The following is a 13,063-nucleotide window of genomic DNA, read 5'->3' as shown; positions in this document are numbered from 1 at the left end:
TCGTAGCCGTAGGTTGAGACTACGGCCGCCATTTCAAGCAACATCTGGCCGAGCACCGAGCGATCTTGGCGGATTAATGCCCCCCAAGCCTGCCTTCGCTCTCGCGGTGTCTTGACCCGGCGGCGCTCCGAAGAGACGCTTGTACTCACGGCTGAACTGCGAGGCGCTTTCATAGCCGACCGCGAACCCCACCTCGGCTGCACTCGCCTGGTTCGCGATCATGCGACGGCGGGCCTCGTGGAGCCGGATATACTTCTGATACTGAAGCGGGCTGACGGCGGCGACGGCTTTAAAGCGGTCGTAAAAAACGGATACGCTCATGCCCGCGAGCGCGGCGACCGCCTTGAAATTGAGGCGCTCGGTGTAATGGTCGCGGATCCAAGCCATGGCCTTTCGGATGTGCATCAGGCGCGAGTCAGATCCGGCAATCTGACGAAGCAGGCCGCCGTGCGGCCCCATCAGCAGCCGAAACATGAGCTCGTGCTCCAGAGACTGTGCGATGACCGGGATTTCGGTTGGGCGGTCGAGTAGTTCCAGCAGTCTTCCCCAAGCGCCCAGGAGCGACGCGCTCGCGGTGCTCACGCCATATCCCGATTCAATCGGCAACTCGGGTATCGCAGCCATTTCAAGTACGAGATCCGACAACAGAGCCGGGTCCAGAAACAGACCGACTGCGACAAACGGTCTATCCTGTGACGCCTCACAGACCTGGCCCAACGCAGCGATCTCGGCCGCAACGATCATGCTTTGACCAGGACCGTACTCAAACATCTTGTCGCCGATAAACATGCGCTGAGTGCCCTGGATCACCAAGGACGCCGCAGGATCGTAAATCAGCGGGTCGATCTCGGTTGTATGGTCGAGCGTGTAAGCGAACAATCTCGGCAATTTAAGACTTGGACGACCGGCGTGGCGCATCGCGATGGCGCGGATTTTGTCGAGTTCGCTCATTGAGCCATTCTAACCCGATTGCCCAGTTCTATCAATCATTCCGGAAGATCAGGCAAGAGTGGCGGAGGTTTCGGCATCGTGGCATTGGGGTTCAAACCCTATTATCGGGCCAAGACAGAGGCCATCGGGGCTTCTGATGGTCTAGGAGAAACTGCCATGCCCACCCCAATCGAAACTGTTTCGGCGTTTTGCGCAACGTTCTTTGAAGACGGTGGAAGGCCAGCCGTCCGTCGCTGGTTCACACCCAACACGCGCTGGGTCAACGAAGGCGTTTCAGTCACAAAGGGCGCCGAAGAGGCCATTGCGATGATCGACGAACTGGAGAGGTCGATGGGCATCTCCACGGTTCATATCGACATGCACGCGATTGCCGCCGACGGACCTCGCGTTCTCACCGAAAGGCTCGACCGGTTCGAGCGTGCTGACGGCAGTGAAATCGGACGCGTGATGATCATGGGCATTTTCGAGCTCGAGGGCGACAAGATTGTCGAGTGGCGGGACTATTTCGACGTTACCGCCGTCCAAAAGTTCTCTGCCGGCTGAGACGCCGACTTGCGAATGATGGGGCTGGACGCGGAGATTATTGCCTCCGCGCTCAACACAACGCGCCCACCCGCCGGTCATCGACCTGCGGAATCCGCGCCACAGCGGGAAGAACGGCGATATCCGCGCCATCCGGCGCGCGCTCGGCAGAGACAAATCACCCGTCAGGGACCTCCTGTCGGAGGACAGGATCACATATCAAACTAAATTTATAAGTCCTGAGCCTAATTTAGAACGGGATTGAGGTTTTAGGCTGATCCGGCCCAAAATCATCCTGTTCTAGAGATTGCGGCCCATATTGAGGAACTTCTGGCGGCGCTCGTTGCGCAGCTGTTCGCCGGAACGGGAGGCCATTTCGCCGAGCGCATTGGCGATCACATCGCCGGTCGCGGCGATGACGCTGTCGGGATCGCGATGGGCGCCGCCGAGCGGCTCGGAAATGATGCCGTCGATGACGCCGAGCGATTTCAGGTCTTCGGCGGTGATCTTCATGTTGGTCGCCGCTTCCCGGGCGCGGGTGGAATCGCGCCAGAGGATGGAGGCGGCGCCTTCCGGCGAGATGACGCTGTAGATCGAATGCTCGAGCATATAGACCTTGTTGCCGGTGGCAATCGCGATGGCGCCGCCCGAGCCGCCTTCGCCGATGACGACGGAAACGAGCGGAACCTTGACGCCGAGGCACATTTCCGTCGAACGGGCGATCGCTTCGGCCTGGCCGCGCTCTTCGGCGCCGACGCCGGGATAGGCGCCTGCCGTATCGACCAGCGAAATCACCGGCAGGCCGAAACGATCGGCCATCTCCAGGATGCGGATCGCCTTGCGGTAACCTTCCGGACGGGGGCTGCCGAAATTGTGCTTCAGGCGGGTCTTGGTGTCGTTGCCTTTTTCCTGGCCGATGACAGCGACGGGCTGGCCGCGGAAGCGGGCAAGGCCGGCCTGGATCGCGGCATCCTCGGAAAATTTGCGGTCGCCGGCGAGCGGCGTGAATTCCTGGAACAGCGTCCTGGCGTAGTCGACGAAATGCGGGCGCTGCGGATGGCGGGCGACCTGGGTCTTCTGCCAGGGATTGAGCTTGGAATAGATTTCGACGATCGCCTCGCGGACGCGAACCTCCAGCCGGCCGATCTCATCGGTGGTGTCGATGCTCTCGTCTTCCGTGGCGAGCTTCTTCAGCTCGATAATCTTGCCTTCGAGGTCGGAGATCGGCTTTTCGAAGTCGAGATAATTGTGCATGAGGTGCGTTTCCGTTCCTTGTGCCCGGGGCGTTTTCCTGGCTCCGCCCCTTGTCGCCGGTCCTATTCGTGCTTTTTCGCCTGTTTGGCAAGGGGGTGATGTGTCTGGACGAGCTGTTGCAGCCTCTCTTCCAGCACATGCGTGTAGATCTGTGTGGTCGAAATGTCCGAATGGCCGAGCAGTTCCTGCACGACGCGCAGGTCGGCGCCGTTGGCGAGCAGGTGGCTGGCGAAGGCGTGGCGCATGACGTGCGGCGAGATCATCGACGGCGTCAGCCCGGCGCGGATCGCCAGGTTCTTCAGGTCGCGGGCGAAAACCTGGCGCGGCAGGTAGCCCTCCTTCGAGGCGGCGGGAAACAGCCACGGGCTTTCCTGCGGATCCTTCACCGCTGCATTTTCCGCCGCCAGCAGGCGCCCGTAGGATTTCAGGGCCGATATCGCCGATTGCGACAGCGGCACCAGCCGCTCCTTGTTGCCCTTGCCGCGGATCATCAGGAAACGGCCTTCCTGGTCGAGCACGCGGGCGGGAAGCGAAACCAGTTCGCTGACACGCATGCCGGTGGCATAGAGCAGCTCCAAGAGCGCCAGCATGCGCAGGCGCTGCAGCTGGCCCGGAGCTGCATCCTGCGCCTCGGTCTCCGCCTGTGAAAGCAACTTGCCGACCTCCTCGACCCCCATCGTTTTCGGCAGCGGGCGGCCCTTCTTCGGCGCGTCGAGAATGCCGGTGGGGTCGTCGGTCCTCAGGCCCTCGGCATAGAGGAACTTGTAGAACTGCCGCATGGCGGCAAGCCGGCGCGCCTGCGACGAGGGTTTGAACCCTTTTCGGGCGAGCGAGGCGAGATAGGCGGCGAGATCGGCGGAGGCGGCTTCGGTCAGCCGGATGCCGCGTTCCTTCAGGAAGGCGCTGACATCGTCGAGGTCGCGCTCATAGGATTGCAGCGTGTTGGCGGCCGCGCCGCGCTCGGCGCTCATCATCTCCAGGAAGGATTCCACGTGGACGTGACCGAGATCTCTCATGCCGCTCACTTCCTGGCCGGGTCGATCGCGCCGGTCGCAGGCGGATTGACCCGCTCGGACGGAATGCGGATCGTCACGTCGCGCGGCTCGGGCTCGACGAAGGTCACGAGCGCCCACATGGCTCCGTAGACCGTTCCGGCGAGGATCGCGCAGAAGAACAGAAAACGGAACAGGGTCGGCATCCGGCAACTCCTTCATGCTTTGCTTCTGTTATAAGAAGCGTATCTGCAAGTGCAAGAAGCGCTCTTCAAGCCACGATTCCCTTGTCCGCGACTTGACGCTCCACCTGCATTTGTCGATACGGTTTGCAAACAAAGTGTGAATGGACCGATGAGTGAACCACTGCTGACCGTTGCTGACAGCCTGAAAGACAGAGCTCGCGCCGCGCTCGGTTCACGCAATCTGATCCTCGTCGGCCTGATGGGTGCAGGAAAATCCGCCGTCGGGCGCATCGTCGCCAGCCAGCTCGGCATTCCCTTCATCGACAGCGATCACGAAATCGAGCGGGTGTCGCGCATGACGATCCCCGAACTTTTCGCCGCCTATGGCGAGGAAGAATTCCGGGCGCTGGAAACGCGGGTGATGAAGCGGCTCGTCAAGAGCGGGCCGCGGGTCGTCTCCACCGGCGGCGGCGCCTTCATCAACGAGCGGACGCGCAGACATATCAAGAGGGGCGGCCTTTCCGTCTGGCTGAAGGCGGATCTCGACGTGCTCTGGGAGCGCGTCAACAAGCGCGACAACCGGCCCTTGCTCAAGACCGAAAATCCGAAGCAGACGCTCGAAAGCCTGATGAACGCGCGTTATCCGATCTATGCGCAGGCCGATCTCACCGTGCTCTCGCGCGATGTGCGCAAGGAAATCATGGCCGACGAGGTGCTGAAGGCGGTGATCGAAGCTCAGAAGGAAAGTGCAGCGTCATGAATGCGACAATCTCCGCCTCATCAGTCCAGACGGTGCATGTGCCGCTCGGCGAGCGCGCCTACGACATCCTGATCGGCCCGGGGCTGATCGCGCGGGCCGGCGCCGAAATCGCCTCGCGTCTCAAGGGCCGCAAGGCGGCTGTGATCACCGACGAAAATGTCGCGCCGCTTTATCTCGAGGCCCTGATCGCCAGTCTGAAGGAAGCGGGCATCGCCGCGGCCGAGGTCGTGCTGCCGGCCGGCGAGAAGACCAAGAGCTTCGAGCATTTGATGACGGCCTGCGACAAGGTGCTCGAAGCTCGCGTCGAGCGCAACGATTGCGTCATCGCGCTCGGCGGCGGCGTCATCGGCGACCTCTCGGGATTTGCGGCCGGCATCGTCAGGCGCGGCGTACGCTTCGTGCAGGTGCCGACCTCGCTGCTGGCGCAGGTGGATTCGTCCGTCGGCGGCAAGACCGGCATCAATTCCCGCCACGGCAAGAATCTGATCGGCGTCTTCCACCAGCCGGACCTGGTTCTGGCCGATACGGATGTGCTGAATACGCTGAGCGAGCGCGAATTCCGCGCCGGTTATGCCGAGGTCGCCAAATACGGGCTGATCGACAAGCCGGATTTTTTCGCCTGGCTGGAAGCCAACTGGAAAGCGGTTTTTACGGGCGGCTCGGCACGCATCGAGGCGATTGCCGCCAGCTGCCAGGCGAAGGCCGATGTCGTCGTTGCCGACGAGCGCGAGAACGGCCAGCGGGCGCTGCTCAATCTCGGCCATACTTTCGGCCATGCGCTGGAAGCGGCGACAGCCTATGACAGCTCCCGCCTCGTGCACGGCGAGGGCGTTTCGATCGGCATGGTGCTGGCCCATGAGTTCTCCGCGCGGATGAATCTCGCAAGCCCCGACGATGCGCGGCGCGTGGAGCGGCACCTGAAGGAGGTCGGTCTGCCGACCCGCATGTCCGAGATTCCGGGCGAATTGCCGCCGGCCGAAACGCTGATGGACGCGATCGCGCAGGACAAGAAGGTCAAGAGCGGCAAGCTTACCTTCATCCTGACGCGCGGCATCGGCCAGTCCTTCGTCGCCGATGACGTTCCTGCCTCCGAAGTGATCAGCTTTCTCCGGGAAAAACATCCTTGACGACGATCGAAGGCGCGCTGGCATTTCTCGCGACATACTGGCCGGAGATCCTTTCGATCACGGCGCTCGTGCTGATGTCCGCCTTCTTCTCCGGCTCCGAAACCGCTCTGACCGCCGTTTCACGCAGCCGCATCCACACACTCGAGGTCAATGGCGACGAACGCGCCGGTCTCGTCCGGCAGCTGATCGAGCGGCGCGACCGGCTGATCGGCGCGCTGCTCATCGGCAACAATCTCGCCAATATCCTCTCTTCCTCGATCGCCACCAGCCTGTTCCTCGGGCTGTTCGGCAGTTCCGGCGTGGCGCTCGCGACGCTGGCGATGACCGTCATCCTGGTCATCTTCGCCGAAGTGCTGCCGAAGAGCTGGGCGATTTCGACGCCCGACCGCTTCGCCCTTGCCGTCGCGCTGCCGGTCAAACTCTTCGTCCTCGTGGTCGGCCCGGTTTCTTCCTTCGTCAACGCGATCGTCCGGCGGATCCTGGCGCTGTTCGGCATCAACCTCTCGCGGGAGGTATCGATGCTGACGGCGCATGAGGAACTGCGCGGCGCCGTCGACCTGTTGCACCGCGAGGGATCGGTGGTGAAGGCCGACCGCGACCGTCTCGGCGGCGTGCTCGATCTCGGCGAGCTCGAACTCTCCGACATCATGGTCCACCGCACGGCGATGCGGGCGATCAATGCCGACGATCCGCCCGAGGCGGTGGTGCGCGCCATTCTCGAAAGCCCCTATACGCGCATGCCGCTGTGGCGCGGCACGATCGACAATATCATCGGCGTCGTGCACGCCAAGGATCTGCTGCGCGCACTTGCCGAGCCGCTCATGGAGCCGCAGAACCTCGATATCGTGAAGATCGCGCAGAAGCCGTGGTTCGTGCCCGACAGCACCAACCTCGAAGATCAGCTCAACGCCTTCCTCAGGCGCAAGCAGCATTTCGCCGTCGTCGTCGACGAATATGGCGAGGTGCAGGGCATCGTCACGCTGGAGGATATTCTCGAAGAAATCGTCGGCGATATTTCCGACGAGCACGATATCGCGATCCAGGGCGTGCGCCAGGAGGCCGACGGTTCGGTTGTCGTCGACGGTGCCGTGCCGATCCGCGATCTCAACCGGGCGCTCGACTGGAATCTGCCCGACGAGGAGGCGACGACGATTGCCGGCCTCGTCATCCATGAATCGATGATCATCCCGGAAGAGCGCCAGGCCTTCACCTTCTATGGCAAGCGTTTCGTGGTCATGAAGCGGGAAAAGAACCGCATCACCAAGCTGCGCATCCGCCCGGCCGGGGAAGACGGCGCAAAACCGGCGTGATCCGGCTTGGATCGCGGGCGATCGGTCTTATATAGGCTGTGTTACCAGCGGGTCGGTTCGTCAGGGGCTGCCGGTTCGACGGCCAGCGCATGCAGGCCGGCATCGAGTTCCGGTTTCAACAGCTCGGTGATCGCCCGGTGGCGCGCCAGCCGCGACATGCCGGCGAATTTGACGGAGACGATCCTCACCCGCATATGGGTTTCGCCGGTGCCTGTCATATCGGGCTGATGACCGGCATGCAGGTGGCTTTCGTCGATGACGCTCAGGCGGTCGGGCGCGAAGGCTTCAACGAGTTTTTCTTCGATGCGGGTTCGCAGGGTCATCATTCGGTCTTGCTGTTTCGCGAAAAGGGTTCCCACCAAGCCAGCAACAAACCCGTTTGTCAATTCTTGTTGTCGCGTCGCGACAGCCTCATAATTAGCGCCGTCATGAGACTTGATTCCAAATATTTCGATCGCATCCGAACACGCCGCAAACGCGAGCAGGAGACAGAGCAGGCGCCGCCTACCTGTCAGTGGGACGGCTGCGACAAAAAAGGTTCGCATCGCGCTCCTGTCGGACGCAATGCGGAAGGCCAGTTCTTTTTGTTCTGCTTCGAGCACGTCAAGGACTACAACAAGGGCTACAATTATTTCTCCGGTCTTTCCGACGGCGAGATCGCCCGATATCAGAAAGAGGCGATCACCGGCCATCGGCCGACATGGACAGTCGGCGTCAACAAGTCGGCCAAGGACAGCCCGCTGCATTCGGAGGTCCGCTCCGGCGCCTATTCGCGGGTTCGCGATCCTTTCGGCTTCGTCAAGGAAGGCGGCAAGGGCAGTGGTCCGCGTTTTCCCCAGGCGCGCAAGCTGAAATCGCTGGAAAGCAAGGCCTTCGATACGATGGGGCTCGACGCCAGTGCGACCTCGGCGGAGATCAAGAGCCGCTACAAGGAACTGGTCAAGAAGCACCATCCGGATGCCAATGGCGGCGACCGCGGCTCGGAAGAGCGTTTCCGCGCCGTCATCCAGGCCTATCAATTGTTGAAGCAGAACGGTTTTTGTTAATTCCCGTCCTTGCTCTTGGGCTTCAATCGGGTATGGTCCAAATCGGCTGAGGCCGCAGGCAAACGCGGCTCATATTTGTGCGTTTTCCCGACATCGCCTCCGCCGACCTTCCGGACGCGGCGTTTCTTGTCCGGGACTCTTTCAAGAATGCTCGCATGCGGTCATTATCCCGCCGAGGTTTCGTTTCAGTCCCGGAGAAGTATCGCCGACGTTCCGACCTGGACGGGCGCGGAATAAAATCGCGGCGTCACGGTTGCGACATGGCCTGAGACAGTATGGCCGGGTGGCATCACCCGCCTTGGAGACATGATGAGCAAGATCGACCTCGATATTTCACAACTGCCCGATACCACCGTTTCGGTCCGCGAGACCTTCGGCATCGATTCCGACATCCGCGTTCCCGCCTACAGCAAGGGCGACGCCTATGTGCCGGACCTCGACCCCGACTACCTCTTCGACCGCGAGACGACGCTCGCCATTCTCGCAGGCTTTGCCCATAACCGCCGCGTGATGATCTCCGGTTATCATGGCACCGGCAAATCCTCGCATATCGAGCAGGTGGCGGCGCGCCTCAACTGGCCGTGCGTGCGCATCAACCTCGACAGCCATGTCAGCCGTATCGATCTCGTCGGCAAGGATGCGATCGTCGTCAAGGACGGGCTGCAGGTCACCGAATTCAAGGACGGCATCCTGCCCTGGGCCTACCAGCACAATGTCGCGCTCGTCTTCGACGAATATGATGCCGGCCGCCCCGACGTGATGTTCGTCATCCAGCGCGTGCTCGAATCGTCCGGCCGCCTGACGCTGCTCGACCAGAGCCGCGTCATCCGGCCGCATCCGGCCTTCCGTCTGTTTGCGACCGCCAACACGATCGGCCTCGGCGACACGACCGGCCTCTATCACGGCACGCAGCAGATCAACCAGGCACAGATGGACCGCTGGTCGATCGTGACGACGCTGAACTATCTGCCGCATGATCACGAAGTGAATATCGTCGCCGCCAAGGTGAAGAGCTTCGGCAAGGACAAGGACGGCCGCGACACCGTCTCGAAGATGGTGCGGGTCGCCGATCTGACGCGCGCCGCCTTCATGAACGGCGATCTCTCCACCGTCATGAGCCCGCGTACCGTCATCACCTGGGCCGAGAATGCCGAAATCTTCGGTGACCTCGCCTTCGCCTTCCGCGTCACCTTCCTCAACAAGTGCGACGAACTGGAGCGTCCGCTGGTCGCCGAGCACTATCAGCGCGCCTTCGGCGTCGAGCTGAAGGAAAGTGCTGCCAATATCGTTCTCGGAGCCTGAGGCCCTACCGATCATGGCAGCTCGCGGTGACAATTCGAAAGCAAAGCCCGGCGCGCCCGTCGACGTCGAGCCATTGCGCCGGGCAATAACCGGCTGCGTGCGCTCGATCGCCGGCGACGGCGATGTCGAGGTGACCTTCGCCAATGAACGGCCGGGCATGACCGGCGAGCGCATCCGTCTGCCGGAGCTTTCCAAGCGGCCGACGGCGCATGAGCTGGCGGTCACCCGCGGGCTTGGCGATTCCATGGCATTGCGTCTCGCCTGCCATGACGAGAAGGTGCATTCGACGATGGCGCCGCAGGGCTCGGACGCCCGGGCAATCTTCGACGTCGTCGAGCAGGCGCGCGTCGAATCGATCGGCGCGCTGCGCATGGAAGGCATGGCATCCAACCTGCGCTCCATGACGGAAGAGAAATATTCCAAGGCGAATTTCACCGGCATCGAGCGCCAGGAAGACGCGCCGGTCGGCGAAGCCGTGGCAATGATGGTGCGCGAGAAGCTGACCGGCCAGCGCCCGCCTGCTTCCGCCGGCAAGGTGCTCGATCTCTGGCGCGGCTTCATCGAGGAGAAGGCAGGGTCCGAGCTCGACAATCTGTCGAGCGCGATCAACGACCAGCAGGCCTTCGCCAAGGTCGTCCGTAACATGCTGTCGGCCATGGAAATGGCCGAGGAATACGGCGATGACGACAGCGACGCCGACAATGACGACCAATCGGAGCAGGAAGACCAGCCGAGCGGCGACGAGCAGGATCAGGACGAGGTCGACGAGGATGCCGGCACCGATGCCGCCCCGGTCGAGGACAGCGAAGTCGCCGACGAGCAGATGGAGGACGGCGAGACCGAAGGCGCCGAAATCTCCGACGACGACATGATGGAAGAGGGCGAGGACGATTCGGAAACGCCGGGCGAGACCCGCCGTCCGAACACGCCTTTTTCCGATTTCAACGAGAAGGTCGATTATCACGTCTTTACCGAAGAGTTCGACGAGATCATCACCGCCGAGGAACTCTGCGATGCGGCCGAGCTGGAGCGCCTGCGCGCCTTCCTCGACAAGCAGCTGGCGCATCTGCAGGGCGCGGTCGGGCGTCTGGCCAACCGGCTGCAGCGCCGCCTGATGGCGCAGCAGAACCGCTCCTGGGATTTCGACCTGGAAGAGGGTTATCTCGATCCGGCCCGGCTGCAGCGCATCATCATCGATCCGATGCAGGCGCTTTCCTTCAAGATGGAGCGTGACACGCAGTTCCGCGACACCGTCGTCACCCTGCTCATCGACAATTCCGGCTCGATGCGCGGCCGGCCGATCACGGTCGCCGCCACCTGCGCCGATATTCTCGCTCGCACGCTGGAGCGCTGCGGCGTCAAGGTCGAGATCCTCGGCTTTACCACCAAGGCCTGGAAGGGCGGGCAGGCGCGGGAAAGCTGGCTTGCCGGCGGCAAGCCGCAGACGCCGGGCCGCCTCAACGACCTGCGCCACATCATCTACAAATCGGCCGACGCGCCGTGGCGGCGGGCACGCGCCAATCTCGGGCTGATGATGCGCGAGGGCCTGCTCAAGGAAAACATCGACGGCGAAGCGCTGATCTGGGCGCATAATCGCCTGCTGGCGCGCCGCGAGCAGCGCCGTATCCTGATGATGATTTCGGACGGGGCGCCGGTCGACGATTCGACGCTGTCGGTCAATCCGGGCAATTATCTCGAGAGGCACCTGCGCGCCGTCATCGAACAGATCGAGACGCGCTCGCCGGTGGAACTGCTGGCAATCGGCATCGGTCACGACGTGACGCGCTACTATCGCCGCGCCGTGACGATCGTCGATGCGGACGAGCTCGCCGGCGCGATGACCGAGCAGCTTGCCTCGCTGTTCGAAGATCAATCCACCCAGCCACGCGGCGGCCGGCTTCGTCGCGCCGGCTGACGCCAATCAGGGAAACGTCGGGAATGATAGGCAAGCGCCTCCGCCGTGTGGCGTCGATCCTTCTCTGCATCGCTGCCGGCGCTTCCCCATCATGGGCCGGCGACGTGCCTGTCATTAGCCGGCAAATATCCGATTTCAGGATCGGCTCTTCGCAGATGCAATTCGGCTCGCTGGAATTTCTCGGTGGGCTGGAGATGGTCTCCAGCAAAGCGCTGTTCGGCTCGCTCTCCTCCATCCGCTTCCGGCCGGATCAAAAACATTTCGTCGTGGTGCTCGATACCGGCCAGTGGCTGACCGGCAGCATCGAGCGCGACGTCAAGGGCAGGCTTTCCGGCCTTTCCAATGTCGAGATCACCCCGATGAAGAACAGCGCCGGACGCAGCTTCGAGGGCAAGGGTTATATGGATGCCGAGGGCCTGGCGTTCGACGGCGACCGGATTCTGGTCTCCTTCGAGCAGGAACATCGCGTCGACGTTTATCCCGATCCCGGCTTTGCCCAATCGCGCGCCATCGGCACTCTGCCGATCCTCATCCCGCGCAAGATGCTGAGCGACAACCGTGGTATCGAAACCATCACTGTCGCGCCCGCATCGAGCCCGCTCAAGGGCGGCGTGGTCATCGTCTCCGAACGTGGTCTCGACCGTGACGGCAACCGGTTGGCGGCCATTCTGAGCGGGCCGCTGAAAGGCCAGTTTGCGGTCGCACGCGACGGCAGCTTCGACGTCACCGACGGCGCCTTCCTGCCGAACGGCGACCTGCTGCTGTTGGAGCGGCGTTTCAACATGGCCGAAGGTATCGGCATGCGCCTTCGGCGCATCAAGGGCGCCGATATCCGACCCGGCGCCGTCGTCGACGGTGAGTTGCTGCTCGAAGGCGATTTCAATTCGCAGATCGACAATATGGAAGGGCTCGACACTTTCCAGGCCGCCGACGGCTCGACCCATCTCATCCTGATCTCGGACGACAACCATTCGATCCTGCAGCGCAATCTGATGCTGGAATTCCGACTTTCCGACAATGTGAAGCAGGCCGCGTCAGACTGATGTCATACGCTTTGGCTATCGGATTGAACCGCGGTCGGCCAATCTGAGCCTTCGTCCCGTCGCCGCTATCGGAGGGAAATCATCGTGCATATCCATGTCATGGGCGCGTCCGGTTCCGGCACGACATCGCTCGGCCTTGCGCTTGCCGAAAAGCTCGATATCGCCCATCTCGACACCGACGATTTTTTCTGGCTGCCGACCGAGCCGCCCTATACCACGGCAAGGGATGCCGACGAGCGCATTCGGCTGCTTCTCGAGACGGCGGCGCGCCATGACGGTTGGGTGCTCTCCGGCTCCGCGCTGAAATGGGGCGGGCCGCTCGAGCCGTTCTACGATCTGATCGTGTTCCTCAGGATCGAGCCGGAACTCCGGATGGCGCGCATCCGTGCGCGGGAAGTCGCCCGATACGGAGAGAGGATCGGGCCGGGGGGCGACATGGAAGTCAAAAGCAGAGAATTCATGGAATGGGCGGCGAGTTACGATACAGCGGGCCCCGAGCGGCGCAGTCTGGCGGCGCATGAACAATGGCTGGAAACGCAGACCGGGCCGGTGCTGCGGCTCGATTCATCGCGGGAGATCGACGATCTGACGGCAGGGGTGCTGCTTCATCCTGCGATCGCCGCCGGGGCTGTCCGGCGGCGTCGGTGATCTCGTTG

At 62.5% G+C, this 13,063-nt stretch carries 14 protein-coding genes; 9 read left to right on the top strand and 5 right to left on the bottom strand.

Features of this window, described 5'->3' with window-relative positions:
- Nucleotides 1-33: 33 nt before the first annotated feature.
- Nucleotides 34-951, bottom strand: a complete 918-nt coding sequence (locus tag RHEC894_RS19970; protein WP_010068988.1) for an AraC family transcriptional regulator — start codon at nucleotides 949-951, stop codon at nucleotides 34-36.
- 78 nt (nucleotides 952-1,029) lie between these two features.
- On the opposite strand from RHEC894_RS19970, the gene RHEC894_RS19965 reads away from it, so the two are divergent.
- On the top strand, nucleotides 1,030-1,494 hold the full coding sequence (locus tag RHEC894_RS19965) for a limonene-1,2-epoxide hydrolase (RefSeq protein WP_245339484.1): 465 nt from the start codon (nucleotides 1,030-1,032) through the stop codon (nucleotides 1,492-1,494).
- 279 nt (nucleotides 1,495-1,773) lie between these two features.
- Here the strand turns inward: RHEC894_RS19965 and RHEC894_RS19960 are convergent, their stop codons facing one another.
- From RHEC894_RS19960 to RHEC894_RS33070, 3 genes are all read right to left on the bottom strand, one after another.
- On the bottom strand, nucleotides 1,774-2,727 hold the full coding sequence (locus RHEC894_RS19960) for an acetyl-CoA carboxylase carboxyltransferase subunit alpha (RefSeq protein ID WP_085738569.1): 954 nt from the start codon (nucleotides 2,725-2,727) through the stop codon (nucleotides 1,774-1,776).
- 62 nt (nucleotides 2,728-2,789) lie between these two features.
- A complete protein-coding gene (gene xerD, locus RHEC894_RS19955) occupies nucleotides 2,790-3,743 on the bottom strand; it encodes a site-specific tyrosine recombinase XerD (protein ID WP_085738568.1) in 954 nt (317 codons plus the stop codon).
- Between the two features lie 5 nt (nucleotides 3,744-3,748).
- Entirely contained in the window at nucleotides 3,749-3,925 is a 177-nt protein-coding gene (locus RHEC894_RS33070; RefSeq protein ID WP_089152721.1) for a hypothetical protein, read from the bottom strand.
- A 148-nt stretch (nucleotides 3,926-4,073) separates the two neighbouring features.
- On the opposite strand from RHEC894_RS33070, the gene RHEC894_RS19950 reads away from it, so the two are divergent.
- From RHEC894_RS19950 to RHEC894_RS19940, 3 genes are read left to right on the top strand one after another with little or no spacing between them, the layout of a single operon-like run.
- Nucleotides 4,074-4,664: a shikimate kinase gene (locus RHEC894_RS19950; protein WP_085738567.1), complete on the top strand. Its 591-nt coding sequence runs from the start codon at nucleotides 4,074-4,076 to the stop codon at nucleotides 4,662-4,664.
- Nucleotides 4,661-5,791, top strand: a complete 1,131-nt coding sequence (gene aroB, locus RHEC894_RS19945; protein WP_085738566.1) for a 3-dehydroquinate synthase — start codon at nucleotides 4,661-4,663, stop codon at nucleotides 5,789-5,791. Before RHEC894_RS19950 ends, aroB begins: the two co-directional genes overlap by 4 nt.
- The gene (locus tag RHEC894_RS19940; RefSeq protein ID WP_085738565.1) at nucleotides 5,788-7,101 is read left to right on the top strand and encodes an HlyC/CorC family transporter; all 1,314 of its coding nucleotides are present in this window, start codon (nucleotides 5,788-5,790) and stop codon (nucleotides 7,099-7,101) included. Before aroB ends, RHEC894_RS19940 begins: the two co-directional genes overlap by 4 nt.
- A gap of 41 nt (nucleotides 7,102-7,142) precedes the next feature.
- Here RHEC894_RS19940 and RHEC894_RS19935 read toward each other — a convergent pair whose 3' ends face one another.
- Nucleotides 7,143-7,427 (bottom strand): BolA family transcriptional regulator, encoded by a 285-nt coding sequence (locus RHEC894_RS19935; protein ID WP_206427880.1) that lies wholly within the window; start codon nucleotides 7,425-7,427, stop codon nucleotides 7,143-7,145.
- A 102-nt stretch (nucleotides 7,428-7,529) separates the two neighbouring features.
- On the opposite strand from RHEC894_RS19935, the gene RHEC894_RS19930 reads away from it, so the two are divergent.
- The 5 genes from RHEC894_RS19930 to RHEC894_RS19910 all read left to right on the top strand — a co-directional run bounded on the left by RHEC894_RS19930 (nucleotide 7,530) and on the right by RHEC894_RS19910 (nucleotide 13,055).
- Nucleotides 7,530-8,147 carry a J domain-containing protein gene (locus tag RHEC894_RS19930; RefSeq protein ID WP_085738564.1) on the top strand — a complete coding sequence of 206 codons (618 nt, stop codon included), beginning with the start codon at nucleotides 7,530-7,532 and terminating at the stop codon, nucleotides 8,145-8,147.
- 309 nt (nucleotides 8,148-8,456) lie between these two features.
- Nucleotides 8,457-9,449: a cobaltochelatase subunit CobS gene (cobS, locus tag RHEC894_RS19925; protein WP_085738563.1), complete on the top strand. Its 993-nt coding sequence runs from the start codon at nucleotides 8,457-8,459 to the stop codon at nucleotides 9,447-9,449.
- A gap of 13 nt (nucleotides 9,450-9,462) precedes the next feature.
- Entirely contained in the window at nucleotides 9,463-11,364 is a 1,902-nt protein-coding gene (gene cobT / locus RHEC894_RS19920) for a cobaltochelatase subunit CobT (protein WP_085738562.1), read from the top strand.
- A gap of 23 nt (nucleotides 11,365-11,387) precedes the next feature.
- Nucleotides 11,388-12,407, top strand: coding sequence for an esterase-like activity of phytase family protein (locus tag RHEC894_RS19915; protein ID WP_010069658.1), 1,020 nt, complete (start codon nucleotides 11,388-11,390; stop codon nucleotides 12,405-12,407).
- Nucleotides 12,408-12,488: 81 nt separating this feature from the next.
- On the top strand, nucleotides 12,489-13,055 hold the full coding sequence (locus RHEC894_RS19910) for an AAA family ATPase (protein ID WP_085738561.1): 567 nt from the start codon (nucleotides 12,489-12,491) through the stop codon (nucleotides 13,053-13,055).
- Nucleotides 13,056-13,063: the final 8 nt, after the last annotated feature.

The organism is Rhizobium sp. CIAT894 (assembly GCF_000172795.2).
Taxonomy (GTDB): domain Bacteria; phylum Pseudomonadota; class Alphaproteobacteria; order Rhizobiales; family Rhizobiaceae; genus Rhizobium.
This window is presented reverse-complemented; position numbering and strand designations above follow the sequence as displayed.